The organism is Lonsdalea britannica, assembly GCF_003515985.1.
GTDB classification, from domain to species: Bacteria; Pseudomonadota; Gammaproteobacteria; order Enterobacterales; family Enterobacteriaceae; genus Lonsdalea; species Lonsdalea britannica.
Window position 1 is genome coordinate 1,653,973 of the sequence record NZ_CP023009.1, and the last position, 26,293, is coordinate 1,680,265.

Consider the following 26,293-nt stretch of genomic DNA (forward strand, 5'->3'; position numbering starts at 1 on the left):
TAATGTGCGTACGCATTAAGGTTGCCCGGTAACCGAGTGCAAGAGCACTGTAATGACGACTAACCGGCGAAGAAGTTACTCCCCTTTGCGTGACTAAAGATAGGTGAAATATTGACCCCGGTCAAACCGATATCGCCCGTTGTCTGATGGAACTTGTCTACGCCGCCGCCCGCTGCGCTCGACTGATAAAAAACCAATATGAGAAAAGCATTTACTGCCGCGTTCTTTTAGGGGATAAACAGCGCAAATTTACATTGTTAACAGGAGAGGCTATGAGCCAACTCGATCTGGAAACGAGCACCTTAACATTGGTGCGCTATCCCCTTTCGGCTCAGGAGACCGCACTGCAGGCATGGGAAGCGGCCGACGAATATCTGTTGCGAGAACTGGCGGATATGCCATTAGGCGACGGACCCCGCCTGATTTTCAACGATGCGTTCGGCGCGCTGGCCTGCGGGTTGCAGGCGCAATCACCTTGCTGCATCAGCGATTCATACCTCAGCCAGTTGGCGACACGGCACAATCTGGCGCAGAACGGTTTTGACGCCAATGGGGTCACGCTGCTGGATAGCCTGTCCGATCTGCCCGCCGCTCCGGCGCTGGTCGTGATTAAAGTCCCGAAGACACTGGCGTTGTTGGAACACCAACTACGGATGCTTAGTCACGTGGTAACGCCGCAGACGGTCGTCATGGCCGGGGCGAAGGCGCGCGACATTCATACCTCGACGCTCGCGTTGTTCGAACAGATTCTGGGCCCGACCAAGACGTCGCTGGCCTGGAAAAAAGCGCGTTTGGTTCATTGCCAGCCTGACGGCCGGGAACCGAGTGAGCGCCTGCCGCTGACGGAATGGGCGGTGCCTGAAAATGGTTTCCAGATAGCTAACCACGCCAATGTCTTTGCGCGCGGCGGGCTGGATATCGGCGCGCGACTCTTTATGCAGCATTTACCGCAACAGTTGGAAGGCAAGGTGGTCGATCTGGGCTGCGGCAACGGCGTTGTGGGACTGACGGCGCTCGATCTGAATCCTCAGGCCACCCTCAGTTTCCTGGATGAGTCCTATATGGCGGTGGCCTCAAGCCGGAAGAATGTGGAACTGAACCGACCTCAGGATCTCGACCGCTGCGAGTTTGCGGTAAATAACTCACTGGCCGGTATTGCCGACGGGAGTCTGCAGGCCGTGCTGTGCAACCCGCCGTTTCATCAGCAGCAGGCAATCTCGGGCGATATCGCCTGGCAGATGTTTACGGATGCGAAGCGTTGTCTTAGCGTCGGCGGGGAACTGCGGATTATCGGAAATCGCCACCTGAACTATTTTCAGAAGCTCAAGCGTATGTTCGGCAATTGCGAAACCATTGCCAGCAATCCGAAATTTGTCGTGCTGCGCGCCATCAAAAGCGCTGCCAAACGCCGCTAGTCTGATTAACGTAGCCTGAGCCTGAATGGGGCGATTTGTGGTCAAGTGAGACTGTCATTATAATTCGCTGGATATTCAGGCAAAGGAATCTCTATGTGTATTGATGAGTGGGAAGCGCGACTGGACAGCGCGCTGCAGGCGTTGGAGTCCAGCGTGCAGCAACAACAGCAGCGTTGGCACGAGCACGTTTATCAGCTCAATGCGCAGTTGACGCTGGCCCGTGAGCAGGAAGCGGAACTGAGAGAGCAGATAGAAACGCTGGTGGCGCGGATGAATTCGGTTAGCGCTTCGCCGGAACGGAATCCTCTGCTGCAAAAGGTCAATGCCATTCGGACTCATATCGATGCGTTGGCCAAAGATGCCGAGGCGTTCTGCCAGTCTTTGCCCTGACAGAGGAATCAAGGAGGGGCGTCAGTCTCTCTCCTTTATCCCCACGTTGTTCGAACCTGGCATTGTGCTGTTAACCTTCATGTTTGCTTACGTAATATTGTCGCTTTGCCCACAAATGGCGATATTCTCGCCGATTCTCCTTTCAAAGTTTTACCTTTACTCTCATTACCTTAAATTCTGTGACCTATACTCATCCCTGACAACGAATGATGAACGGCATTAATGCTGATAAACCATATATGAGGGGAGTCTATGTCTAAATTAACCGCTATCGTGATTGCTTCCGCACTGGCGTTCGGCGCGGCTGGCTTTGCTAACGCACAGGACAGCAAACCGGCGGTGCCGCATGGCGAGCACATGATGAAACATCATGGCCCAGGCGAAGGGAAGGAACATGGCATGATGTTTAAAGGCCTGAACCTGACCGCAGACCAGAAGCAGAAAATTCATGACATCATGGAAAGCGCTCGCAAAGATGCGCCTCGTCCAGCACCGGAAGATCGTACCGCAATGCATGACGTCATTGCTGCCGAGAGCTTTGATGCGGCCAAAGCCGAAAGCCTGGTAGACAAGATGGAAGAGGCCAGCAAGGCGCGTACGCTGAAGCATCTTGAAACGCAGAACAAGATTTATAACGTGCTGACGCCGGAACAGAAAAAACAGTTCAACGAGAACTTTGAAAAGCGTCTGGCGAAAGGCGAACACGCGCCTAAGCCCGACCACGCGCCTAAAGCCGAGCAATAATTCTCGGCCTGTTAACCGCCGGAGCGACGCTGACCGTCACCCGGCGGTTTTTTATCGCCTGTCGTATCATCGGTTCCCCATGTGACGACGATTTTTACGCGCTGCCGTCGGCGTTTTCATGCGTCGCGTCTTGACCTTTCCCCTGATAAAAAGGGTATGTTTTCTCTTTCCCCCACCATGATGAGGTAGTAAATGATGAAGCATCGTCACTGGCTGTTAGTGGGTTTTCTTCTGACGCCGTTAAGCGTACTGGCGGTTGAAAGCACTCACGATGGAAACCATACAACCCCGCATTCAACGGATTTCGAGCAGGCTTATCAGCAAGATATGGACAACATGCATCGCGATATGATGAAAAGCATGTCGACTCAGAATCCGGACGTCGCCTTCGCCCAAGGGATGATCGCGCATCATCAGGGCGCGATCGCGATGGCGAAGACACAGCTGAAATTCGGCAAAGATCCGGAGCTGCGTAAACTGGCGGAAGACATCATCAAGGCGCAGCAGCCGGAAATCGAACAGATGCAAAAATGGCTGGAGCAGCATCCGGGCCAATAGTCGCTGAGAGCAAGGCTGACCGGCTCCGGTCCGCCTCGCTTTGCTCGGCTAATAGGTCACGGTCACCGTTACTGTGTCGCTGTAAGATCCCGCTGGGACATTGCTCTGATTTGGATTGATCTTCGCGGTGTAACTGATGCTTTGCGAATTTCCGGATCCCGTGGCGCCGTAGTCATTATCGCTGGTCCACGCGGTGCCGTCCGATCGGTAGAACTGATATTGCAATGCGTAGGTCGAACCGTTAATGAGCGCGTTCATCTGACGCCAACCGCCGCTGCTGGCATTCAGGCTGGTGAGATCGACGGTGTAGGTGGCGTTGCGTGTACACCGCACGCTAAGCGCATTGCTGATAGCGGAGAAACTGCTGGGAAGCGCCTGAGTACCGAAATTTACGTCCGGCGCGCTGTCGATATAGCAGTCGTTGGTGACCACCATGGAGACCGGAACGACGGAGGTGTCTGTCCCCGTGGTATAGGCGCAGATACCCAGAACCCCGACAAAACAGATTTTGTAGTACCAGGACAGCGTGATGTTGTCGGTGTAAGTGCCGGCGGCGACATTGGCGCCTGTCGATGTCCTTAGATAGATGGGCAAGGTGCCGTCGCTGGAATTGAACAGACCTAACAATCCGAGCAGCGTGGTACTGCTCCATTTAATGGTATCCCCGATCGGGTAGGTGGCGCTGCAGCCGGAGTCCTGGCAAATGGTGTAGGGGATATATTCACCGGTACTGGCGTTATACAACCGCGGCGTGGCGCCGGAGGCGTTGCTGGTGGACGCGATCGTGGCGGTCACCGTATTGGTGCTGATCAGCGACAATAGGCTGCCGGAGCAGGTGAACCCGCTACCGGATTGCACCGTTTGCGCGCTGCTGGCGAGCGAAAACGAACTGATGGAGCCGAATGTCGAGCTGCTGGACGACGAGCTACAGCCCGCATGGGCCGTGGACAGCCCCGATATCCCCAACAACAGCATCATAAAAAACCGAAACATAGTCATGTTATTGATCCTTCGAAGACGCGGTATCCGCCCTCGTTCCCGTAGCTGTACACACTTTCTCTCCCAGAATGGCGATGCCCGGCTTGTTGTCCGGTAAATCGAGATTCAACACACAGATACCACTGTCTGAACGCTGCACGCGCAGTTTGATGTGCGGCGTCACCTGCTCCATGAACACCTGGCCGTCATAGCCAACGATAGCGGTTTGTCCGCTGACGGTATCCGTGACGTAGGAGCCTACCGGCAGCGCCGCTTTTTTATCGTCCACCAGATTGAGGTTGACCGAATGAACCTGTCGGACGCTGAATCTCACCAGCGCGCCGCTGCCTTCCTTGACGGCTATGCGTCGTTCGGCCTCGGGGGCATCAATGCCCAAAGGGAGTTCCAGCGTATCGATTTCAACGCGAGCCGGATAATAGGCGCTAACCCAGGGGACAAGAATGTGACCGGTGTTGCTGGTCGTGCCGACCTGCTGGTTTTCATATTTGACGGGAACATCGGGATAGCCGTCGGTGCTGACGACGATAAAGGCGTCGTTAATCTTGTTGGCCGCGAAAAACGTGTTGTCCATATACAGCACGGAACCGCTGAGATCGCCCCAGTAGTTGTAAGCGGAGGTCGTGCCGTACATGCCTGCCTGATAGGTTGCCCGCTGTGTTTTCCAGGTCAGGCTGGCCTGCTGATCGTGGTTGTCGCCGCCCGAGTAGGCGACGTTCCAGCCGATACCGCCGTCTGTCGGCGTGGTGCGCGTCATCGACACGCGCTCGGTGTATTCGCCTATCGAATTCTTCTGCACGCTGGCGGTGGCGGACATTCCGTTGTCCAGCGGAACGATCATTTGGAGGAGCGCGCCGTAGCCGTGGCTCCCGATGGTTTTATTCAAGGACAAATACATGCTGGCCTTGTCCCAAATCGACCAGCTGTAGGAGAGGTTGGCCAGACGAGTCCGGGTGTCGTCATAAGCGCGAATGTCGAAGTAGCCCAGCCCTAACGTGCCGTTGCCGCGTCCAAACGGCGCGGTACTTAAGGTCATCTGATCGGACTGTTTACTGAGATGGCCGCCACTGGAGGCCACGCTTAAATCCCGATAGTTGTTGCTGCGTTCGGCATGCTGCGCCGCGATGCCCATCGTATTCGCATAATAGGAGTAGCCTACGACGAATTGCTCGCCTTGACCGTTGTCCTGACTATGGCTGTAGGCGCTGCTCAGCGTGCCCCAATGGCCTATGGCGAGATCGCCGCCTACGCCGCTCAGCAGCAGGTCTTCCGAGGTTTCCAGATGGCTCGACAGCGTTAGCCAGTTCGTCAGGCCGCGACGATAAATACCGCTGGCCGCCGCCTGACCGTAATCCGCATCTTTCACGCCATAGTTGCGGCGTAAAACCCCGAGAGACATATCGAAGTCATCCAACCCTTTGCGCAGCAAGGCGTTGGACACGTAAAAGGGGACGCTGGTGGACACTTGCCGTCCCAGCGCATCGGTCGTGATGACCGTCGCTTCGCCCGCGCCATTGATATAGGGCACATTGGTAAGCGTAAAAGGTCCGGAATTCAACGAGGTACTGCTGGCCTTGTAGCCATTGATAAACAGATCCACCGTACTCGGCAAGGGATTCGCCCCGGCGTATTGAATCAACGGGTAGGTGACGATATCCGGGCGTACGGCGAAATCGCGACTCACCCGCACGCCTCCCATACGCACCGAATTGCTCCAGGTCAGCGAATTACTGATGAAATCGCCCGCCTGAAAGGTATGCATGTCGTCGATATCGTTGTAACGCCAAAAGGTGTCGTAGCGCAGATATCCTTTGTTACGGCTGTCGTTTTGAGTGTTGCCGAAATAGTGTGAGTAGGTCCCCGTGTTGGATATGAGGGCGTAATCGTTGAACAGCCGCTGTTCCAGCCAGGTGGTCACGCTTTGCGAGGACTGATAGCCTTTGAAGTAATACGCATCGTAGTTAAACGCCAGACCGGGCGTGCTCTGCGCTTTCGTCGCCTTGACCATCTCTCCGCTATTGGCCGACTGCTCTGGCAGCCATTCCAATGGTACGGTCAGATTCAGAGACTGATTACCGGAGTCATAATAGACCTTCACTTCGGGAAGCGCGTTGACGTCGACCCATCCGGAACGTTGCGTCCCGATATGGACGTGGTTTTTGGCTAAAACGCCGGATTCCACCGAGAAGTGTCCGCGAATGTACTGCACCGGAACGACCTGACGATCTGAAACGCCGTTCACGATCAGCGTCAGGTAATACATAGTGTTTTCGACGGCGGGCGCGGTCTGCGGCGGTTTGGGCAAATCCCCATACTCTTCCGCCGCGGCCTCCGGCGCGCCACACGTCAACATGAGGAAGGGGATGACCCCCATATGGCGCCGCAGCCAATATCCATGGCATAAAATAAGCATTCTCTTCCCTTATTAAGGCGCGGGGCTGATGAGCGTTGGCTGGTGGTTATCGGCTAATTGGGCGTAGAGGTGGCTTTGCATAGCAGGGCGCTTATTCGCGGGCAGCGGCCAGCGGATCTCCTGCCCTGGCAGAACATAAGCGAAAAACCCCTGCGCCAGTGAAATAGACGATTTGGTCGCGCGCGGCTTATCGCCAAAGAAGGTGTTGCTCAGTCGTGCATGAACGATGCCGCTGTTTTTGATGGCAAGCTCAGTCTGGTCACCTTTGCGAATCAGGCGCCAACTGAGTAGCGGGCGGGTCAACATTGAGTCGTCTGAGTGTTTATTTTTCGGCGGTTTGAGCGCGATACCGTCGCCGGTCATAAACAGCGGCAGCAGATAGCGCATCTGCAGCTTCAACCCTGATTGCTTATTATCGGCGGTATTGAGCGTCGGGATTTCATCGATCACGATGCGATAGGAGCGTTCCGTTTGCGGCGCGACAGGGATCGTTTTCATGAGCCGGATCATCTGGCGTTGATTAGGCTGCACGGTGGCGAACGGTGGGCTGGCGATAGCATCAGTCTGATTCGCGTAACGATCCTTGCTGTCCTGTTGCTGCCAGGCCAAGACACGGATCTGCAGCGTCACCGGTGTTGAGCCGCGATTTTCCAGCCAGAGAGCGGATCCCTTTTCATCCGACTCGATGACCTGATAAATCGGCCATACTAAAACCGAGCTGGCCGCAAGAGCGGAAGAGGTGAATAAACCGAGCAAAACTGCAAAAATCGCCAAATGCCATTTTGTGAGAGTTATTTCCATTTTATTCAATTTTTTCAATAAGTAAGTGTTACTGTGACCGTGTCTGTATACGTGCCTGCCGAAGGTTGAGTGCTGGATGAAAACAGACGGCCATAGACCGGATAAGTTTGCGTACCGGTGGGAAAAGAAGAGACGCCATAGGCCAGAGAACCCGTTCCCCAGACAATGCTGCGTCCGGCATCCTGATAGAGCTGGTAGGCAATGGTGTCGCTGCTGTTGGCTCTTACCATGTAGCGGGACGCGCTATTTCCGCCATTCACCCCATAGTCCATCGCAATACTGATGGCGAGGCCGGGCGTACATGTCACGACAATAGAGCCGCCACCGCTGGTGCTTGTGACGTCAACGTTGCTATCCAAAAAGGCTTTCTCGCCAAAGTTCAAGGTGCCCAAACTGGAGGTTGTACTTTTGGCGCTATTGCCGAATACGCAGCCGCTGTTGATGACGGCCGCTACCGTGAACTGTTTGCTAACGCTGCTGGCCGGCGCACAGGGAGATACAAGCAGGCCAGCGAAAAGCGGCATCCACTGCCACAAACGCTTTACCGAACCTGCCTCAATAACGAACCTCAATGCGTCTCTCCCTGATCGCCTGTTTTACCAGGACAATGTAGCGGTCACGATATCGGTATAAGTACCGGATGCCGGAGCGGTAGTAGACTGATCCGCCGGAGAAATACGGCCATAGATCGGAATGCTCTGCGCGCTGCCGTCAGCATTCAGAGACATGGAGCCGTTAATCGCGATTTCTGAACTACGGCCGCTGTCTGAATACAAGTGGTAAGGAATGACGGTGCTGCCGCCGTTGGATGACAAATTACGAACAGAGGAAGAACCGTATAAGCCGCCATCCAGCGCTAAAGAAGGGGATAGGCCATTACTGCAGGTGATGGACACCGTGCTACTGCCATCTTTACCGATAACGGTCCCGTTGACGGCGTTGGTCAAGTCGGCGTATTCACCAAAGTTCAAGGTTCCCCATTCATTCGTGCCGCCGGATGAATTATTGTTGGAAACCGTACAACCTTCGCCAATGGTAAGTTGAACGCCAATCTCACCGGTCAATGACCCGGTAGCCGCATGAGCCGCGCCAACAAAAGACAATGTTAGCGCGGTGCTCAACAGGGAAAGAGCAAGAGAACGTACTGTTTTCATATTATTCCTCAGTCATAGGTGACCACTTCTTTATATGTATCCTTATGACAAAGAGACATATATAGGTAGGGTAATTGAAATTCACAGCGCTTGTTATTAACGATCGCAAGCGAAGGTAGACGTTAATTAAATAGATGGCAGGGTATTAATACCCATGAATTCATTATTGGATGAATGAATTTACCCACTTCTCCTGTTTATGTTAATGAATACTGATTTAAATTATAGGGTCTTTAAGGACTAAACCAAATTGGGTGGTTAAATAATTATAATATATCTTATTTTGATTTATTTTTAATTTTATATTCTGTTTTTTTATGAAAATTAGTTCAAAGAGCTGATTTTGTGTGCGGCAACGGCGTTACAGGTTTATTCAATCTCGTACCCTTGATATTGGTTTTTTAGCTCATTTACTGCTTTTGTTGGTCGGTGAAGGTTTTTAATATTCAAGTAGAAATAATCAACCTGGCTCATTAATATTGGTTGGTGGGTAATATGATATTGATTGCATTGAGGTCTTATTTATTAAACTATTACTTTACTACTCATCATTTGATTATCTGGGCCCGTTGGGAATTAACCATTTTATAAAATTGAAATTTAGAAGAAACTGTAAGTAAAAATAGAGGCGGAGACGCCTAAATCTATCTACTAACTCAGCGTGGGCATTGATGTATTTTTTTTCTTTTATCCAAAAAACATTTTTATTTCCGCCAGACTATTCATCCCCAGCCTATCTTGTTGATATTTATTTTTACGGGCGGCTTAGGGAGGGCGCAGCGCTCGGAGCTGGACTGACCCGTACCGTAGATAACCCTGCCCTATAGTTGGATGTTCCCAACTGAAATTAACCCTATTGGGGCTTTTAACTTCATTTGTCCTTGAAGCAGGGCTGCGCCATTTTCTATTGTTGCTGAATAAAGAAAAAAAGCGGTTTTATTTCTCTAAGAGGACTAACCATCCTCCCCATGGTTACTGCGAATCTTTGAAAAGTGGTAATCCTTGCGATTTTCGCCATTCTTTTATGTATTTAGTAACACCATCAGGGGTGCATTGGTCATCTTCAAGTGTGTAAAAGAAAAGATCCGAAGCATCAGAGTGAGATGTTATTTTTTCAAAATTCTCAAGTAATTCATCAAGTTTTTCATCATTTTCTGCGATATTTACACGGAAAATATCGTTTATAAATAACTCAAATTCATGTTCGGTATAGTCACTTAAGTTGTTTTTCATAATCATGATTACTTCTCCCTGTGAATACACTTTTTAGTGCTGCGATATCTTGTCTGGGATGGCTACTAACATATAAAGTCTTAGGGTGTATGGGGGCTGACAGTGATTTGTCAGCCCTACATGATCATTTTGAGTCTTTAAATAACGGGAGGTCTTGCGATTTCCGCCACTCTTTAACCGCTTGGACTACCCCCTCAGGACTATCCTCACGGTCATCTGGTGGATAATAAATCAAGTCAGAACCATCTGGATGTTCAGTCAATCTTTTGAATTCAAGGACATTTGCGACATCCTCTTTCTCTGTAGTCCCGTCGACATTAAATATTTTTCGAACAAACTCTAAAAATTCTTGTTCTGTATAGTCGTTGATGGATTTCACGTCATTTACCTCTATGAATGTCAATATGTCGTTTAGGGGTTACGACTCTGATATAGGGCTGGATTGTCTACCGTGGCAGGAGCAGTCCAAATATTTAAAAAGTGATAATCCTTGCGATTTTCGCCACCTCTTTATCTCATTGATCACAGCTTCAGGTGAGTCGTCTCGATCATCGGACGGGTTGAAGATTAGACCGTTACCTTCTGGGTGCTCGACAATTTTTTCAAAGTGAGAAACTAATTTCCCTATGTGGTTTTTTAATTCTCTACCTTTAAATTTGTTAGGATTTTCAAAAAACTTTTTCAAAAAATCGATGAATTCACTCTCTGTATAATCGTTAATATTTTTTTTAAGTTTCATTTCGGGGGCTGTTTTTTGTATGTATAAATAAATTTTAAGGTATGTTTATTTTAAGCTTGCTGATTTCATGTGCCGGGTCACTATATATCAATTTTAGACGTTATGGCTCTTGGTGACCCATTTTTAGCAGCCAGTTAGTCAGATGAATGAGTATGGGGTTTTCCATTTATTAACTGATGGTTACTGCATTTCTAGTTTTTTTATAGATTCTTTTATTTTATTTCTTAGCACTTCAACATCCCAAGGCATGACCTCTTCAAAAAATGGGTTTTCCCAATCCCCATTTTTTATTATGTAGATTTTAAAAGCACCAGGCACTTCAAATGATGGATACCATCCCACATCTATCAAGTCTCCATTCGAATAAGATATCATTAATAAATCCTCATCCAATTTATCGATCTCTTCTGTGGCAGTTTTATCAAAGTTGATGCCAGATAATTCGTCGAAAACATTATCTAATGATTGAATGTTATATTTTTCGCCTAGAATCATGATGTCGCGTGTCATTTCATTAACCTCTGTGCTTCTTGTTCGCCGATAGGATGAGAGTGAATGGTTCCTTGAGACTCCTTTGTGACTACCCACATAGTTTCCTTTCCTTTGTATGCTCCTTTTACTTCATCAAATTTCATGATCTTCCAATTTTGACCATTTGATGTTGGTGTACCACGCTCCCAAACGTCACCATCCATGGATGGGATATCTATATCAGGTTTAAATTTAGCTGGCCCGCTTTTCGTACTTTTAACAACTTCACGCCACGGTAATCCCTTCGGTGGGTAATGTTTGTATCCGTGTGTATATGAAACCTTATCTTCTGATAAATATATATAAATCGGCTTTATGCCAGAGTCCGCCGGGAATACCAGTATCCAGTCATTAAAGTCTTGCTCATCCGGCATCGGGAACGGCGGAGTTGTTGTTTCCTCTGCGCTGTCCGGGATGGGGTGTACCAGGATGGTTGGTTGATCGATAGGGGCGACCGGCGTTTCTGTCTGCGATATTGGCTCAGAGCCTTCCGGATTGGCGGGCGTCCAGGTGATTTTCGGGCCGTCGACGCCCGGTGCGGGCGTAAATTCGTAGCGGCTTTGCTCGGGTTTCCACACCATATTTGCGACGCGCACACCTTCGTACGGCGTGCCTTCGCCGGTATGAACACCGTAGACCTGCATCTTGCCGTGAATGTCGGGACGCCAGAAAAAGCGCACGCGGGTCGTAGCGGTTTCTCCTGCCCAGCCTTTTTGCCGTAGGGTATCTTCCAGCCAGTGATCATCACGTCCCGGTACTTTGTCGCTGCCTTCGCCGACTGATTGGCTGTAAAAAGCGGCAAACAGCACACCGAGTAAAGGCACCGTGCTTGATGCCGCCAGTGTGCCTTCAGTCAATGTCACTTGCCCCCAAACCTGCGTCATCGTGGTGACGGCGGCTCGGGTTGCTACCGTGTTTCCGGCAGACATCGTAGCCACGGGAACCGCGGCAGCGGCAACTGGCGTGATGGCTGATTTAGCTAATGGCGTCGGCGTTACTGCTATTTCCTTTGAGGACATCAGGTAATAAAGCGTTTTATACCAAGGCTCCGAGCCAGTGAGTTGAACAGGTGTTGATGCCGCGGTCGGTTCAGTCAACTGAGAGGGGTTTTTCTTCTTCGCAGCTTGCGCGTGCTGTACCACCGGTTTGTTTACGTGAGGGCGATGATACCCACAGCAATCGTCGACGACGGGCTGAGCAAATAACGCCGTCTGCCCAAAGTTATCAACCGTCTCTTTCTCCGTTCCCGCGTCAGTACAGCCTTCACCGCGCAGGCAGGATTTCGCAAAAACTGGCGGGATGGTCAACATAGGCGATAAAGCGAGGAGTGGATCACGCCGCTGGGCGGATTGTTGCGCACAGCCAGCAACCGGAGATTGATAAGGGGTATCCCCGATAATGACGTTACTGCTTCCGGTCACGATATTGCCACCGCAGTTGATATCGTCTCCGATACGGACGGCTTGCTTACCGTTAATGATGACGGTGGAGGAACCTGCGGCTATCTGACGCGGATGAAGACCGTGGGCATGTTGGGGCAGGGGCAACCGTGGAGCTGAATGGCGTCACCTTGTCGTGCGGCGGGCTGGCCATTGATGATAACGTCCTGACTACCTTCGACGACGGGAGTGGCTGGAAAACACGCGTGGCCACTACCTATATCGTTTAGACGGGCGGCTCCCGGCATAGTAATAATCCTTTTACTATAAAATCAACTATATCAACAGAATACGGTGTCGTGTCGGAAAGGCTTGTGCCGTCCTGGCATAACCGGCGGCGTAGCATCATAGACCGATGATTAATTATTACACGGCTACCTATGTCCTGCCAGTGTGCCATGATTAAACGCCGCAGGCGGGATCCTGCCCGCTGGCAGACCACTAAGCCGTAATAACATGCGTCCCCCTTTATGGCCTGCCACCCTGAGCACACCTTCAATCAGGAGTGCAACAGATGGCAGATTATCACCACGGTGTTCGCGTCGTAGAAATCAACGACGGCACGCGCACTATCTCCACCGTATCAACCGCCATCGTCGGCATGGTGTGTACCGCCGAGGATGCTGATGCAGGTACGTTTCCGCTGAATACACCGGTCTTGATCACTAATGTACTGTCTGCCATCGGTAAGGCAGGAACGAAAGGGACACTCGCCACCTCATTGCAGGCTATCGCCGATCAGGCGAAGCCCGTCACAGTCGTCGTACGCGTCGCCGAGGGGGCCACCGAAGCTGAAACCATTTCCAACATCATCGGCAAGACAGACGAGAACGGGCAGTACACCGGCATGAAAGCACTGCTGGCCGCGCAAACGCAGCTTGACGTTAAACCGCGAATTCTTGGCGCGCCGGGTCTCGACTCGCTGGAAGTGGCGACGGCGCTTGCCAGTATCGCGCAACAGCTGCGTGCCTTTTGCTATGTGTCGGCGTGGAATTGCAAAACCGTTTCCGAAGCATGCCTCTATCGCGACAACTTCAGCCAGCGCGAAATCATGGTGATCTGGCCTGATTTTATTGCCTGGAACACTTCGGCCAATCAGTCACAGACGGCGTACGCCACCGCTAGAGCACTAGGGCTGCGCGCCAAAATCGACAACGACACTGGCTGGCATAAAACGTTGTCAAACGTCGGTGTGAATGGCGTGACCGGAATTTCGGCGGGCGTATTTTGGGATTTACAGCAGACGGGCACTGACGCCGATCTGCTTAATGAAGCCTGTGTGACCACTCTTATTCGCAAAGATGGCTTTCGCTTCTGGGGAAACCGTACCTGTAGCGACGATCCGCTTTTCCAGTTTGAGAACTATACCCGCACTGCGCAGGTGCTGGCCGATACGATGGCTGAGGCGCATATGTGGGCCAACGATAAACCGCTAACGCCGGTATTGGTACGCGATATTATCGCGGGTATCAATGCCAAATTCCGTGAGTTGGTCTCGGCCGGTTATCTCCTCGGCGCGTCCTGCTGGTACGACGATACCGCCAACGATAAAGACACGCTGAAAGCGGGCAAGCTCTTTATCGACTACGACTACGACTACACGCCGGTTCCTCCGCTGGAAGATCTGACCTTACGCCAGCGTATTACCGACACTTATCTGGCGAACTTTGTCGCCTCCGTAAATAGCTAAGGAATTGCAATGGCACTGCCAAGAAAACTAAAGGCACTGAACCTCTTCAATGATGCAAACAGCTATCAGGGGGGGCCGTCACAGAGCCAAAACATAAATTGCAGCTGTACATTCAAAACCCATGAAATCATTGCCGGGATGATTGTATCGCCAGGGCAAACTAATAAAGTGCCGATTTTTACGCAAAATGAAAAACAGCCGTCCTTGCTTCACTGATAAGCCCGCGAAAGCAGGTTTTTTTATACCTATATGCGAGACAAGAAAAACCGTGCGACATTTTTGCGACACTATCCGATTTCCCAACAAAAAAGCCACTCGCGAGAGTGGCTTAATTTCATGATTTTAAAGCTAAAATTTGGTGGCCCCTGTTGGGTTTGAACCAACGACCAAGCGATTATGAGTCGCCTGCTCTAACCACTGAGCTAAGGGGCCAGCGGGTGCTGATTATACGTTACCCTTTATAGGTAGGTCTATAGATGTACGGTCAGGTGGCGTTTTTCTACACAAGGCTAGCCTGTTGTTATTATTGCCGGAATTTGTCATAAACGTCCGAAACAACATAAGGAGGTAGAGATGATAACGGATATTCTGGCTTCACATCTTCAGGTGGTTTTTTGTGGTATCAACCCTGGTCTGTCTACTGCACATCACGGCTATCATTTTGCAAATGCCAATAATCGTTTCTGGCGGGTAATTCATCAGGCGGGGTTTACCCATCGTCAGTTGGCCCCGGAAGAAGAGGGTCTCCTGCCGGATTATGGCTGTGGGATAACCATGCTCGTGGAAAGACCCACCGTGGAAGCCTCGGAGTTGGCACGCCACGAGTTAAAGCAGGGTGGGGAGCTATTGCGCGAAAAGGTCATGCAATATCAGCCACAGGCTCTTGCCGTGCTGGGTAAGCAGGCGTTTTCCCAGGCGTTTGGCCGCAGCAAAGTGGAATGGGGCCAGCAAGATATTTTTCTGGGACAAACTCAGGTGTGGGTTTTACCGAATCCGAGCGGATTGAATCGTGCGACGCTGGAATCACTGACGGCATCCTACCATGAGCTCTATCGGGCGTTGCAGGCCTAGCGATGGAAAGGTAATGAAAGAAAACCCTGTCGCGGGACGGAGGCAGTCTCCGCCATCCGCCAACCACCGGGTATGCTGAATTAGTTAGTGGGTGAGCTCCGCCTGAGCTTGCTTCAGCTCATGGCGCGCTTCTTCCAGTTTGGCGGTTTTTTTACTGACTTTATCCGCTTTACCTGACTGTTTGGCTTCCTGAACTTCGCGCTCAAGTTCTTGCACCTTGTGCTGTTTCTCATTGACGTTTTGCTCACGCTTATTGTGCAGCGCGCTGTCCGTGCAGTTTGCCTTTGCTTCTTTCAGCGCTTTCTCCAGTCCGGCCACGCGGTTGTGATTACCCTGCGCTTTAGCCTGAGAAATTTCCTGTTCGATGTTGTGCTCTTTTGCCTGACAACCGCTCAGGGAGTGGTTGGCTGCGAAGGAAGAAAATGAGAGGAATGCCGCAAGAGCGATGCATGCGTTGAGGTGGTAGGTTTTCATCTGTTTTTGCCTGTATGTCTGTAGGAAGGGTAAGTATAGGATCGGCTTACCGATCCTATACTTAAACAGACAGAATTAGTCGTCCAGGAAGCTGCGAAGCACTTCAGAACGGCTAGGGTGACGCAGTTTACGCAGAGCTTTAGCTTCAATCTGACGGATACGCTCACGCGTAACGTCAAACTGTTTGCCGACTTCTTCCAGCGTATGGTCGGTGTTCATGTCGATACCAAAGCGCATGCGCAAGACTTTCGCTTCGCGAGCCGTCAGACCTGCCAGAACGTCATGCGTTGCAGAACGCAGGCTTTCTGACGTTGCTGAATCGAGCGGCAGTTCCAGCGTGGTATCTTCAATGAAGTCGCCCAGATGCGAATCTTCGTCATCGCCGATCGGCGTTTCCATCGAGATAGGCTCTTTCGCGATCTTCAACACTTTGCGGATTTTGTCTTCCGGCATCAGCATACGTTCTGCCAGCTCTTCTGGCGTTGGTTCGCGACCCATTTCCTGCAGCATCTGGCGCGAAATACGATTGAGTTTGTTGATGGTTTCAATCATATGTACCGGGATACGAATGGTACGCGCCTGGTCGGCGATAGAGCGAGTGATTGCCTGACGGATCCACCAGGTGGCATAGGTTGAGAACTTGTAACCGCGACGATATTCAAACTTGTCCACGGCTTTCATCAAACCAATGTTTCCTTCCTGAATCAGATCCAGGAACTGCAGGCCACGGTTGGTGTATTTTTTGGCGATGGAGATCACCAAACGCAGGTTCGCCTCAACCATCTCTTTCTTGGCACGGCGCGCCTTCGCTTCACCAATAGACATACGGCGGTTGATGTCTTTAACCTGTTCGATCGTCAGCCCGGTTTCTTCTTCGATCTGCTGCAGTTTCAACATGCTGCGATGAACGTCGTCCTGCACTTCGCGCAGTTTTTCGGACCATGGTTTATTCATGGCCAGAGCCGCATCGAACCACTTATCGTTGGTTTCGTTGCCGCCAAACAGCGTCACAAAGTTTTTCTTCGGCATTTTGCACTGCTCGATGCAGTACTTCATGATCAGACGTTCCTGCGTACGCACGCGATCCATCATGGTACGCATACTGTTGACCAGGAAGTCGAACTGTTTAGGTACCAGACGGAACTGTTTGAAGACTTCGGACAGATTCAGAATTTCCAGCGCGGCTTTGGCATGACTGCGACCGTTGGCCTTGATGGTCTGACGAGTCACTTCATACTGATCGCGTAGATCGGTGAATTTCTGGCGAGCCAGTTCCGGATCGATGCTGTTGTCGTCATCGCTGTCGTCATCGTCGTCATCGTCATCGTTGTCATCGAGTTCTTTACTGGGAAGCTCGGAGCCCACGTGAGTCGCGGTGGGTGCGATGTCTTCTTCCGCATTGGGATCGACAAAACCGGTGATTAGATCGGACAAGCGGCTTTCGCCGGCTTCAACGCGATCGTACTGATCCAACAGATAGGTGATGGCTTCCGGATACTCGGCCACAGAGCACTGAACTTGGTTAATACCATCTTCAATGCGTTTGGCGATATCAATCTCACCTTCGCGCGTCAGAAGTTCAACGGTACCCATTTCACGCATGTACATGCGCACTGGGTCGGTCGTGCGGCCAATTTCGGATTCAACGCTGGATAACACCTGCGCAGCTGCCTCTGCCGCATCTTCGTCTGCGTCATTGGTATTTTCTGCCAGCAGAAGATCATCTGCATCCGGTGCTTCTTCCATCACCTGGATGCCCATGTCATTGATCATCTGGATGATGTCTTCGATCTGGTCGGAGTCGATGATATCTTCCGGCAGATGGTCATTGACCTCAGCATAGGTCAGGTAGCCTTGCTCTTTACCACGGGTGACAAGAAGCTTGAGCTGTGACTGCGGGTTTTGCTCCATAAGACGGTATCCACACTTCAGAGTATTTGGGTTGGTGTCGGTCAGCGTAATCGCTGACAATAACAGTAGGGGTTTTTGCTATCGCCGCAGCCCCCGTCACGGCACTCTGTAGGGTTCAACCCTACTATTTATCGGCAATTAAGCCTCGGTAATCAGTTTTTTCTTGTAAGGGCCAGCTGCAATGACCAGAGTTCCTTTCGTTCTTCCGCACTGAGCCCATGTGTTCTATCTCGGGCTATCAGCGTGTCCAGACGAAGCTGCAGCAATTGATCGTAAAGTTCAGCCAGGCTGATCCTGAATTTTTCCTCGATCTCCTCATCTACGATCATATGGTTCCAGGCAGCCATGGTTTCAAGCTGTTTGCGATAGTGACTGTCGCGATATTTTTCCAACAACAGTCCCATGCTCATGCCCGGACTTTCATTGCAGGTCTGAACCAGATCGAGGAATAAGCCCAGTCCCGCCATTTTACTTTCGTCGCTGCCTTCCAGCGCCAGCGCCGGTACCTCGGCCGCCAGCCGGGGATTTTGTACTAAAAGTCCTATCAGTATACGCATAGTTGTGACTTTTAGCCGTGGAGGCTGATAAGACGATGAGTGCTCCGTCGTCTTGGGCATCAAACGATCAAGCTGGGAATCATCCAGCAATCCCAGCTTTTTGCCCAACTGCTGGCGTAAATATAACCGCAGCGTTTCGCCCGGCACCTGACCGATCAGCGGCAGTGCCAACGTACTTAACTTGGTACGGCCATCCGGCGTGCTCATGTCGACCTGTTGTAACAGCGTGTCGAACAGGAATGAAGATAGCGGCATTGCCTGTTCGATACGCTGCTCAAAAGCGGTTTTCCCTTCCTGCCTCACCAGCGTGTCCGGGTCTTCGCCATCCGGTAAAAACATGAACAGCAGTTGGCGTCCATCGTCCAGATAAGGCAGGGCTGTTTCCAGCGCGCGCCATGCAGCATCTCGCCCGGCTCTATCACCGTCGTAGCAGCAGACAACGCGATCGGTTGCGCGGAAGAGCAACTGAATGTGATCTGCGGTCGTTGACGTCCCCAGAGAAGCCACGGCATAGTCAATGCCGAACTGCGCCAGAGCGACGACGTCCATATACCCTTCCACCACCAACAGCTGTCTCAGCTCGGGATGTTTTTGCTGAGCTTCATACAGGCCATAAAGCTGGCGACCCTTATGAAAGATCTCTGTTTCCGGCGAGTTAAGGTATTTGGGAACGCCGTCCCCTAATACCCGACCGCCGAATGCGATAACACGTCCTCGCTTGTCCCGGATAGGGAACATGACGCGTTCGCGGAAACGATCATAAGTTCGGCCTTGATCGTTAGTCACCAACATGCCCGCATCGTTCAGCGTTCTTTTATCTTCGCTGCTGCGGCCAAAACGTTTTAACGCGTTATCCCATCCGGGCGGCGCGCATCCAATCGCAAAATGCCTGATGATGTCGTCACTGAGACCACGATTCGCCAGATAGGTTTTGGCTGGGGTGCCGGCGGGCTGATGTAGAGTTTGTTGGTAAAACGTGCTCAATTGTTCCATCAGCCCGTACAAGCTCTGCCGCTGATGACGTTCGAGCTGAGTGGGCCCTGAACCTGCCTCGTAAGGCACCTCAAGGCCATGCATGGTCGCCAGTTCCTCAATGGTTTCAACGAATTCCAGTCTGTCGAAATTCATTAAAAAATCGATGGCGTTACCATGGGCACCGCAGCCGAAACAGTGGTAGAACTGCTTATCGCCGTTAACAGTGAATGAAGGGGTTTTCTCGTGATGAAATGGACAACACGCGTGATAATTCTTGCCCTGTTTCTTCAGCTTCACGCGCGCGTCGATCAAGTCGACGATGTCGGTGCGAGCCAACAGGTCACCAATAAATACGCGTGGGATTCGTCCAGCCATAAGCCCCTGATTCATAGCTTATAAACGACAACAAGCCGCGCATTCCTTTCGGAAATGCACGGCCTTCGTATGCAACTGCTAAGTCTGCGGATTAATCACGCGATCGGAGGCGGCACCTCCTAAAATTAATACAGACGAGTGCGGCGTGCGTTTTCTCGAGCCAGTTTCTTCGCGTGGCGTTTTACTGCAGACGCTTTAGCGCGTTTACGTTCAGTAGTCGGTTTTTCATAAAACTCACGACGACGAACTTCTGCCAAAACCCCTGCTTTTTCGCAGGAACGCTTGAAGCGACGCAGAGCTACGTCGAACGGCTCGTTTTCACGTACTTTAATTACCGGCATGTGCCTCTCACCTCAATAAATTCGGTTTGTCGCTGACCTGGTGCCAGCCTTTTCAAAATGGTGCGGAATTCTACTGCAACTACGAGGTCGTTGTAAAGCACTGCGGCAATAACAAACCTCGCGGTCTTATGTCCACGCTCAAATGGGAGCGCTTATGGTAGACTATTCGCCGCTTGAAGCAAGCCGCTTGTTAACCGTAACCGAGAGTGAAAAAACAGCAATGCGCGTATTGGGTATTGAAACGTCCTGTGATGAAACGGGAGTCGCGATTTATGACACTGAAGCCGGTCTGCTGGCAAACCAGCTCTATAGCCAGGTCAAACTGCATGCAGATTATGGCGGTGTCGTTCCAGAGCTCGCTTCCCGCGATCACGTCCGTAAAACCGTACCCTTGATTCAGGCGGCCTTGCAGGAAGCCGGGCTTCAGCGCACAGATATCGACGGGATCGCCTATACGGCGGGGCCTGGTCTGGTGGGGGCGCTGTTGGTTGGTGCGACCATTGGGCGTTCTTTGGCATTTGCGTGGGATGTTCCGGCTATTCCTGTTCATCACATGGAAGGCCACCTAGTTGCCCCTATGCTGGAAGAGAATCCGCCTGCGTTTCCCTTTGTCGCCTTGTTGGTTTCGGGGGGCACACCCAGTTAATCAGCGTGACGGGGATCGGCGAATACCGCTTGCTGGGCGAGTCAATTGACGATGCCGCGGGCGAAGCGTTCGATAAAACCGCAAAGCTGTTGGGACTCGATTACCCCGGTGGTCCGCTATTGTCGAAAATGGCCCAGTCAGGGCAGGTTGGACGCTTCACGTTCCCTCGTCCAATGACCGATCGCCCCGGATTGGATTTCAGTTTTTCCGGACTGAAAACTTTTGCCGCGAATACGATTCGTGAACAGGGCAAGGACGAGCAAACTCAGGCGGATATCGCTCGGGCATTTGAAGATGCGGTGGTGGACACGTTAGCAATTAAGTGCCGACGGGCGCTGGATGATACTGGATTTAAACGACTTGTCATTGCCGGCGGCGTCAGCGCTAACCGTACACTGCGAGAAAGACTGTCTGAAGTGATGGCTAAACGCGGTGGCGAGGTGTTCTATGCCCGTCCTGAGTTTTGTACAGACAATGGCGCGATGATCGCCTATGCGGGAGCCATTCGATTGCAGCAGGGGGGAACGACCTTATTGGGCGTGACGGTGCGGCCGCGCTGGCCGCTGGCTGAGTTGCCGTCTCTGTGAGGCGGCTTAAAGCTCTTGCTCAAATAAGGCGAGAATGGCTTCATACAGCTGTTTCACGCTGAAGCCTTTTGCCGGGGTGGTAAATATGGTGTCATCCCCGGCGATCGTCCCGAGTATTCCTTCTGATTTCCCCAGAGAATCCAACAGCCGTGCGATGAGCTGAGCGGCGCCCGGACTTGTATGAATGACGACGACGGATTCATTGAAGTCCACGTCCCGCACCAGATTTTTTAACGGACTGGATGTGGTGGGCACGCCAAGTTCCGCGGGAAGGCAGTAAACCATCTCCATCTTGGCGTTGCGCGTGCGGACCGCGCCAAATTTGGTGAGCATTCTTGAGACTTTGGACTGGTTAATATTTTCAAATCCTTCGTCCTGCAGTGCCTGCACAATCTCGCTCTGAGAACTGAATTTTTCTTCTTTTAATAGCGCATTGAACGCCTTAACCAAATCTTCTTGCTTTGTTGAATGACGCATTTGGCTGCAGCCCATCATTGTTAATCATAACGATATTATGCTGCGCAATGAATTTTTATGCAATCTGGGCGCCTAGCCAATCGATATGGCGCGCTTAGGTGAGGAAAAAGTTGCGAGCCGAAAATAAAAATGGAGAATGTGCGACTACTCACATAAAGGTAATTGAAATGTTACTCAAATGAAGTGAGTTGTTATTTGTTTGCCATGATTAATCTGTACATGCTCAGGTAACGAACGGGGTTGGTACCTTCAGCGTATAACGCCCTGTTACTTTACTTACCTTAGTTACATTTTTATAACCTGTGTACATTTTAATTTATTATTCGCCACATAGCGCTCTCGACGCGCTGATTGGTTGCCTGATTCTACTTTTTATTATGAGCACGGACGTTTGTAACGAAACAAATCCACGGCATATTTAACTAATGATAATAAAATAAGGAGTTTAAGATGAAAGTTGCTGTTCTTGGAGCCGCCGGCGGTATCGGTCAGTCTCTGGCACTTCTTCTCAAAACCCAGCTTCCTTCAGGCTCAGAGCTATCACTTTATGATATTGCGCCCGTAACGCCAGGTGTTGCTGTAGATTTAAGTCACATCCCCACCGCGGTTAAAATCAAAGGCTTTTGCGGTGAAGATGCGGCTCCCGCACTCGAAGGGGCTGATGTCGTTCTGATTTCAGCTGGTGTGGCTCGTAAGCCGGGTATGGATCGTTCCGACCTGTTCAACGTCAATGCAGGCATCGTTCGTAATCTGGTCGAGCAAGTGGCTCGTGTTTGCCCTAACGCTTGTCTCGGCATTATTACTAACCCGGTCAATACTATTGTGGCCATTGCTGCGGAAGTCTTGAAAAAGGCCGGCGTTTATAATCGGAACAAACTCTTTGGTGTGACGACACTGGATATCATTCGCTCCAATGTCTTTGCCGCCGAGCTTAAAGGCAAACAACCACAGGACATAGAGGTGCCTGTGATTGGTGGCCATTCCGGCGTGACTATTCTGCCGTTGCTGTCGCAGATCCCTGGGCTCAGCTTTACTGAACAGGAAGCGGCTGATCTCACAGATCGTATTCAACACGCAGGCACTGAAGTGGTTGAAGCTAAGGCCGGAGGAGGCTCTGCGACCTTGTCCATGGGCCAGGCGGCCGCACGTTTTGGCGTGTCTTTGGTTCGTGCTTTGCAAGGTGAAAGCGATATTGTGGAATGTGCGTATGTCGAAAGCGATGGCGAATATGCCCGCTTCTTTGCTCAGCCGTTGTTACTGGGCAAAGACGGCATTGCCCAGCGTATGCCAATTGGCCCTCTTAGCGACTTTGAGCAGCGCTCTCTAAACGAGATGCTGGAGACGTTAAAAGAAGATATTGCGATGGGCGTCGCCTTCGTCAATAAGTAACCTTCGCGGTAAGTCCAGTTGTCGATCACAAGCCGGAGAACTCTTTCTCCGGCTTTTTTCGTTCACTGCGGCCGAATCAATTTTTTGCGATCGAGCAGTTCGTTTGTTTCAGGATTGTAGTAACGGCTGGGCCAGATTTCGGCAGGATGTATCCCTAACGCATCCGCAATTAGCCACTCTCCTTTCGGCCATGGGCGAGATATAGCATTAGCAAGCGTGGACGAACTTAATCCGGCAGACCGTGATACTGCGGCAAGGGTAGTACCTTTTTTCTTTAACGCCGCAATGATATCAGCAGGGTGCCAGTCATGTTTCCTTGAATTCATAATCCTTCCCTTAGTGCTATAAGACGACAGTGTATTAGTGGTATAACTAACGAATTGGGTTAAATGGTTTCATTAACTAAAAAACCATTATTTGGAAATAATATATCACCAGTTTTCTAATTATTTCCAAATTAATTTCCCAATAAATCTTTTTTTGTAATGAGTAGCACTATCGGGATGAAATGGACATGAAAAAAGAGTGGTTTGCGACCAGCGAGTTGGTTGGCATCGGCGGACTCCCTAAATCACGGCAAGGATTGAATAAACGTGCCCGAGAAGATGGTTGGGAAAAACGTCGCAGAAAAGGTGTGCAAGGGCGGGGTGTTGAATATTCCATTCACAGTTTGCCCGAATCCGTACAGCAGTCTCTATTGCTGATGCAGGAAACACCCGGAGAATATTCAGCGAAGCCATCGGATATGCTACCGGTGTGGATGCAGATATATCAACAACTTTCCGTGTCTGAGCGCGAAAAGTTGATTAGCTACATCATGCGGGAAGGCGTCTATGCAACTCTTAAGCAGCTAGGGTTGTGTTCACCTTCTACCTCACCTATTACAAGCGAGACCCCTGAATGATTTTTCTGCCATTCCTGTTGCAGGAATGGCAGCGCTTCTTGTCCTCATCTCCCCGTTAATTCCTGCCTGATTCCTGAGTCCGTACTGCATTAACGCATTACGTCTTTTCTTATGTTTAATGATTAGAGCTTTCCTTTATGTTGATCTATTATGTGGAAACTTTATGTAATCCGGGTGTCTGATGTCGCCCTATTGGGAATCGTTACGCAGGGAATGTCAGGCCAACGTGGAGGGATGTATGGATAAAAAGTGGTTTGCGACGAAAGAACTGTTGGGTGTGGCGGGATTACCGACATCCAGACAGGGGCTCAATAAAAGGGCTAACGAGAACGGCTGGGAGAAGCGGCGTCGTAAAGGCGTTCAGGGAAAAGGGGTTGAATACGCTATCTGGAGCTTACCCGACAGTGTTCAGCGCTCGCTAATGATGGAAGAGTCACCCACCCCAGAATACATCACGTCAGCAGAGACTGAATTATTGCCGACGTGGATACAGGTTTATCACCAGCTAACAGGACGCGAGCGCACGCTACTGATAAATTATATTCTGCATGAAGGTGCTCTGGCGATGTTGGCTCGCTTGGATAGCTCGTTGCCAGCAAGCGATACCCAAGGAGTCGGTCAGAACTCTCGCTGAACGGCTAAATGCGCTAAGCCTTCTAAAGCCTGGCGATAGGGCGTTTCTGGCAGACACTGCAGCGCACTAATCGCTTTGTCTGCTTCTTCTTCTGCGCGCTGACGGGTATAGCCTAGCGATCCGCATTCCTGCATCGCGGTAAGCACCGGTGCCAGCAGATGACGACCGTTACCCTGTTCAATTGCCTCGCGGATCATGGCGCTCTGCTCTGGGGTGCCATGACGCATGGCATGTAGCAGCGGCAGGGTAGGTTTGCCTTCGTTAAGATCGTCACCGGTATTTTTGCCCAGCGTTTCGCCATCTGCGCTGTAATCCAGCAAATCGTCAATCAGCTGAAATGCTGTTCCCAGATAGCGTCCATAGTCCTTCAATGCGTTTTCTTGCTCTGTGGTTGCGCCGGCCAGAATAGCGGAAGACTGCGAGGCGGCTTCGAATAAGCGGGCCGTCTTGCTGTAGATCACGCGCATGTAGCTGTCTTCGGTGATATTGGGATCGTTACAGTTCATCAGCTGTAGCACTTCGCCTTCCGCGATAACGTTGACCGCATCGGACATCACCGTGAGAACCTGCAATGAGCCAAGCCCCGTCATCATCTGAAAGGCACGCGTATAGATGAAGTCTCCGACTAATACGCTGGCGGCGTTGCCGAAGGCGGCATTCGCAGTCGCTTTTCCCCGGCGCATGTCAGATTCATCGACAACGTCGTCATGCAGCAGGGTCGCGGTGTGAATGAATTCGATTAACGCGGCAACGGTAACGTGCTTGTCGCCTCGATAGGCTAAAGCTCTGGCTGCCAGAACAGCAATCATCGGCCGAATGCGTTTTCCACCGCCGCCGACAATGTAATGGCCCAACTGATTGATAAGCGCGACATCGGAGGACAGATGTTCCAGGATAATCGTATTAACGGCGGACATATCCTGGGAGCTTAATGCTGTGATTTGTTCTAGATTCATTGTTTCTGCCAGCTGATTTCTTCAACGCTATCGCCGTACTGCTGTTCTAGATCGGCGTTAAATAAGAAAAGGTTGTATTGATTGTACTTGAAAAATGACGCAGATAAACGGCAGTTAATGGCTTGTATCCTTTTTCTTCATGTTGCTTAATTCTGCACTTGTCATGCTTCAGATTTTTGCGTAGAATTCGCGCCCTATTGTGAATATTTATAGCGCACTTCCAAAATCAATAGGGTGCGCGGAAAGCGGAGTTTTATATGTACGCAGTTTTCCAAAGTGGTGGTAAACAACACCGAGTAAGCGAAGGCCAGACCGTTCGCTTGGAAAAGCTGGATATCGCAACTGGTGAAGCCGTTGAGTTTGACCAGGTTCTGATGATCGCTAATGGTGAAGACATCAAAATCGGCGTTCCTTACGTCGATGGCGGTAAAATCAAGGCTGAGGTAGTTGCTCACGGTCGTGGCGAGAAAGTTAAGATCGTTAAGTTCCGTCGCCGTAAACACTACCGTAAACAAGCCGGTCACCGTCAGTGGTTCACTGAAGTGAAGATCACCGGCATCAGCGCTTAAGTCTTAGGAGAGCGAATAATGGCACATAAAAAAGCTGGCGGTTCCACTCGTAACGGCCGTGACTCAGAAAGCAAACGCCTGGGCGTAAAACGTTTCGGCGGTGAATCCGTTCTGGCAGGCAGCATCATCGTTCGTCAGCGTGGCACTAAGTTCCACGCCGGTACTAACGTTGGTTGTGGTAAAGACCACACGCTGTTTGCACTGTCTAACGGTAAAGTTCAGTTTGAAATCAAAGGCCCTAAAAACCGTAAATTTATCAGCATCGTTGCTGAATAATTACAGTTTCTAAGTCTTTTAAAAGCCCTGCACATGTTGCAGGGCTTT

30 protein-coding genes, 1 tRNA gene and 2 pseudogenes are annotated in these 26,293 nt (G+C 50.9%); 13 read left to right on the forward strand and 20 right to left on the reverse strand.

Translation table 11 applies throughout. The features are described 5' to 3' along the window. Window positions 1–272 precede the first annotated feature (272 nt). The 4 genes from rlmG (at window position 273) to copM (ending at window position 3,107) form a co-directional block, all read left to right on the forward strand. Window positions 273–1,415: a 23S rRNA (guanine(1835)-N(2))-methyltransferase RlmG gene (gene rlmG, locus CKQ53_RS07775; protein ID WP_085653761.1), complete on the forward strand. Its 1,143-nt coding sequence runs from the start codon at window positions 273–275 to the stop codon at window positions 1,413–1,415. Between the two features lie 93 nt (window positions 1,416–1,508). Further along, complete coding sequence (locus CKQ53_RS07780) at window positions 1,509–1,805, forward strand: hypothetical protein (protein WP_085653760.1); 297 nt, start codon at window positions 1,509–1,511, stop codon at window positions 1,803–1,805. Between the two features lie 252 nt (window positions 1,806–2,057). Further along, window positions 2,058–2,549 carry an ATP-independent periplasmic protein-refolding chaperone Spy gene (gene spy / locus CKQ53_RS07785; RefSeq protein ID WP_094118248.1) on the forward strand — a complete coding sequence of 164 codons (492 nt, stop codon included), beginning with the start codon at window positions 2,058–2,060 and terminating at the stop codon, window positions 2,547–2,549. Window positions 2,550–2,744: 195 nt separating this feature from the next. Next, window positions 2,745–3,107 (forward strand): CopM family metallochaperone, encoded by a 363-nt coding sequence (copM, locus tag CKQ53_RS07790; protein WP_085653764.1) that lies wholly within the window; start codon window positions 2,745–2,747, stop codon window positions 3,105–3,107. A gap of 48 nt (window positions 3,108–3,155) precedes the next feature. Here the strand turns inward: copM and CKQ53_RS07795 are convergent, their stop codons facing one another. The 12 genes and pseudogenes from CKQ53_RS07795 to CKQ53_RS18695 all read right to left on the reverse strand — a co-directional run bounded on the left by CKQ53_RS07795 (window position 3,156) and on the right by CKQ53_RS18695 (window position 12,661). Further along, window positions 3,156–4,106, reverse strand: a complete 951-nt coding sequence (locus CKQ53_RS07795) for a Csu type fimbrial protein (RefSeq protein ID WP_100053515.1) — start codon at window positions 4,104–4,106, stop codon at window positions 3,156–3,158. A gap of 1 nt (window position 4,107) precedes the next feature. Further along, window positions 4,108–6,516, reverse strand: a complete 2,409-nt coding sequence (locus CKQ53_RS07800) for a fimbria/pilus outer membrane usher protein (protein WP_118894847.1) — start codon at window positions 6,514–6,516, stop codon at window positions 4,108–4,110. A gap of 12 nt (window positions 6,517–6,528) precedes the next feature. After that, window positions 6,529–7,317, reverse strand: coding sequence for a fimbrial biogenesis chaperone (locus CKQ53_RS07805; RefSeq protein ID WP_085653762.1), 789 nt, complete (start codon window positions 7,315–7,317; stop codon window positions 6,529–6,531). 14 nt (window positions 7,318–7,331) lie between these two features. Then, the gene (locus CKQ53_RS07810) at window positions 7,332–7,841 is read right to left on the reverse strand and encodes a Csu type fimbrial protein (RefSeq protein WP_085653757.1); all 510 of its coding nucleotides are present in this window, start codon (window positions 7,839–7,841) and stop codon (window positions 7,332–7,334) included. Between the two features lie 72 nt (window positions 7,842–7,913). After that, window positions 7,914–8,471: a Csu type fimbrial protein gene (locus CKQ53_RS07815; RefSeq protein WP_085653756.1), complete on the reverse strand. Its 558-nt coding sequence runs from the start codon at window positions 8,469–8,471 to the stop codon at window positions 7,914–7,916. A gap of 972 nt (window positions 8,472–9,443) precedes the next feature. After that, window positions 9,444–9,710, reverse strand: a complete 267-nt coding sequence (locus CKQ53_RS07820; RefSeq protein WP_094118249.1) for a bacteriocin immunity protein — start codon at window positions 9,708–9,710, stop codon at window positions 9,444–9,446. Between the two features lie 118 nt (window positions 9,711–9,828). After that, window positions 9,829–10,083 (reverse strand): bacteriocin immunity protein, encoded by a 255-nt coding sequence (locus CKQ53_RS07825; RefSeq protein WP_094118250.1) that lies wholly within the window; start codon window positions 10,081–10,083, stop codon window positions 9,829–9,831. Window positions 10,084–10,122: 39 nt separating this feature from the next. Continuing rightward, window positions 10,123–10,443 (reverse strand): bacteriocin immunity protein, encoded by a 321-nt coding sequence (locus tag CKQ53_RS07830; protein ID WP_094118251.1) that lies wholly within the window; start codon window positions 10,441–10,443, stop codon window positions 10,123–10,125. A gap of 180 nt (window positions 10,444–10,623) precedes the next feature. Further along, entirely contained in the window at window positions 10,624–10,953 is a 330-nt protein-coding gene (locus CKQ53_RS07835; protein WP_094118252.1) for a hypothetical protein, read from the reverse strand. Beyond that, window positions 10,950–12,395 (reverse strand): S-type pyocin domain-containing protein, encoded by a 1,446-nt coding sequence (locus tag CKQ53_RS07840; RefSeq protein ID WP_244201018.1) that lies wholly within the window; start codon window positions 12,393–12,395, stop codon window positions 10,950–10,952. Before CKQ53_RS07840 ends, CKQ53_RS07835 begins: the two co-directional genes overlap by 4 nt. Before the next feature lie 39 nt (window positions 12,396–12,434). Then, a pseudogene (locus CKQ53_RS19065) lies at window positions 12,435–12,479 on the reverse strand (hypothetical protein); the annotation flags it as partial. After that, a complete protein-coding gene (locus CKQ53_RS18695; protein WP_244201019.1) occupies window positions 12,476–12,661 on the reverse strand; it encodes a PAAR domain-containing protein in 186 nt (61 codons plus the stop codon). The gene CKQ53_RS18695 and the pseudogene CKQ53_RS19065, both read right to left, overlap by 4 nt. A 266-nt stretch (window positions 12,662–12,927) precedes the next feature. Here CKQ53_RS18695 and CKQ53_RS07845 point away from each other — a divergent pair, with 266 nt between their 5' ends. Next, complete coding sequence (locus CKQ53_RS07845) at window positions 12,928–14,103, forward strand: phage tail sheath protein (RefSeq protein WP_094118254.1); 1,176 nt, start codon at window positions 12,928–12,930, stop codon at window positions 14,101–14,103. Between the two features lie 9 nt (window positions 14,104–14,112). Next, on the forward strand, window positions 14,113–14,319 hold the full coding sequence (locus CKQ53_RS07850) for an Ogr/Delta-like zinc finger protein (RefSeq protein ID WP_244201020.1): 207 nt from the start codon (window positions 14,113–14,115) through the stop codon (window positions 14,317–14,319). Window positions 14,320–14,459: 140 nt separating this feature from the next. Here the strand turns inward: CKQ53_RS07850 and CKQ53_RS07855 are convergent. Next, window positions 14,460–14,535 (reverse strand) — tRNA-Ile (locus CKQ53_RS07855). 141 nt (window positions 14,536–14,676) lie between these two features. On the opposite strand from CKQ53_RS07855, the gene mug reads away from it, so the two are divergent. Continuing rightward, on the forward strand, window positions 14,677–15,174 hold the full coding sequence (gene mug, locus CKQ53_RS07860) for a G/U mismatch-specific DNA glycosylase (RefSeq protein ID WP_085651587.1): 498 nt from the start codon (window positions 14,677–14,679) through the stop codon (window positions 15,172–15,174). Between the two features lie 84 nt (window positions 15,175–15,258). Here the strand turns inward: mug and CKQ53_RS07865 are convergent, their stop codons facing one another. From CKQ53_RS07865 to rpsU, 4 genes are all read right to left on the reverse strand, one after another. After that, complete coding sequence (locus CKQ53_RS07865; protein ID WP_085651588.1) at window positions 15,259–15,648, reverse strand: DUF1090 domain-containing protein; 390 nt, start codon at window positions 15,646–15,648, stop codon at window positions 15,259–15,261. Between the two features lie 75 nt (window positions 15,649–15,723). Beyond that, window positions 15,724–17,559, reverse strand: a complete 1,836-nt coding sequence (gene rpoD / locus CKQ53_RS07870) for an RNA polymerase sigma factor RpoD (RefSeq protein WP_085651589.1) — start codon at window positions 17,557–17,559, stop codon at window positions 15,724–15,726. 152 nt (window positions 17,560–17,711) lie between these two features. Further along, entirely contained in the window at window positions 17,712–19,466 is a 1,755-nt protein-coding gene (gene dnaG / locus CKQ53_RS07875; protein ID WP_118895296.1) for a DNA primase, read from the reverse strand. A 125-nt stretch (window positions 19,467–19,591) separates the two neighbouring features. After that, a complete protein-coding gene (gene rpsU / locus CKQ53_RS07880) occupies window positions 19,592–19,807 on the reverse strand; it encodes a 30S ribosomal protein S21 (protein WP_001144069.1) in 216 nt (71 codons plus the stop codon). A 220-nt stretch (window positions 19,808–20,027) separates the two neighbouring features. Here rpsU and tsaD point away from each other — a divergent pair. Then, window positions 20,028–21,040: pseudogene (gene tsaD / locus CKQ53_RS07885) on the forward strand (tRNA (adenosine(37)-N6)-threonylcarbamoyltransferase complex transferase subunit TsaD). Window positions 21,041–21,046: 6 nt separating this feature from the next. Here the strand turns inward: tsaD and argR are convergent. Further along, window positions 21,047–21,517: a transcriptional regulator ArgR gene (gene argR / locus CKQ53_RS07890; RefSeq protein WP_085651631.1), complete on the reverse strand. Its 471-nt coding sequence runs from the start codon at window positions 21,515–21,517 to the stop codon at window positions 21,047–21,049. Window positions 21,518–21,967: 450 nt separating this feature from the next. Between argR and mdh the strand changes: the two genes are divergently transcribed. Then, on the forward strand, window positions 21,968–22,906 hold the full coding sequence (gene mdh, locus CKQ53_RS07895) for a malate dehydrogenase (protein ID WP_085651591.1): 939 nt from the start codon (window positions 21,968–21,970) through the stop codon (window positions 22,904–22,906). 62 nt (window positions 22,907–22,968) lie between these two features. Here the strand turns inward: mdh and CKQ53_RS07900 are convergent, their stop codons facing one another. Beyond that, entirely contained in the window at window positions 22,969–23,232 is a 264-nt protein-coding gene (locus tag CKQ53_RS07900) for a helix-turn-helix domain-containing protein (RefSeq protein WP_085651592.1), read from the reverse strand. 188 nt (window positions 23,233–23,420) lie between these two features. Between CKQ53_RS07900 and CKQ53_RS07905 the strand changes: the two genes are divergently transcribed. Next, a complete protein-coding gene (locus tag CKQ53_RS07905; RefSeq protein ID WP_085651632.1) occupies window positions 23,421–23,810 on the forward strand; it encodes a DNA-binding protein in 390 nt (129 codons plus the stop codon). Between the two features lie 238 nt (window positions 23,811–24,048). Beyond that, window positions 24,049–24,444: a DNA-binding protein gene (locus tag CKQ53_RS07910; protein ID WP_085651593.1), complete on the forward strand. Its 396-nt coding sequence runs from the start codon at window positions 24,049–24,051 to the stop codon at window positions 24,442–24,444. Here the strand turns inward: CKQ53_RS07910 and ispB are convergent. After that, entirely contained in the window at window positions 24,429–25,400 is a 972-nt protein-coding gene (gene ispB / locus CKQ53_RS07915) for an octaprenyl diphosphate synthase (protein ID WP_085651594.1), read from the reverse strand. The genes CKQ53_RS07910 and ispB overlap by 16 nt on opposite strands. A 257-nt stretch (window positions 25,401–25,657) precedes the next feature. On the opposite strand from ispB, the gene rplU reads away from it, so the two are divergent. Both rplU and rpmA read left to right on the forward strand, forming a co-directional pair. Further along, on the forward strand, window positions 25,658–25,969 hold the full coding sequence (gene rplU, locus CKQ53_RS07920; protein ID WP_026739627.1) for a 50S ribosomal protein L21: 312 nt from the start codon (window positions 25,658–25,660) through the stop codon (window positions 25,967–25,969). 18 nt (window positions 25,970–25,987) lie between these two features. Continuing rightward, complete coding sequence (rpmA, locus tag CKQ53_RS07925) at window positions 25,988–26,245, forward strand: 50S ribosomal protein L27 (RefSeq protein WP_026739628.1); 258 nt, start codon at window positions 25,988–25,990, stop codon at window positions 26,243–26,245. Window positions 26,246–26,293 lie beyond the last annotated feature (48 nt).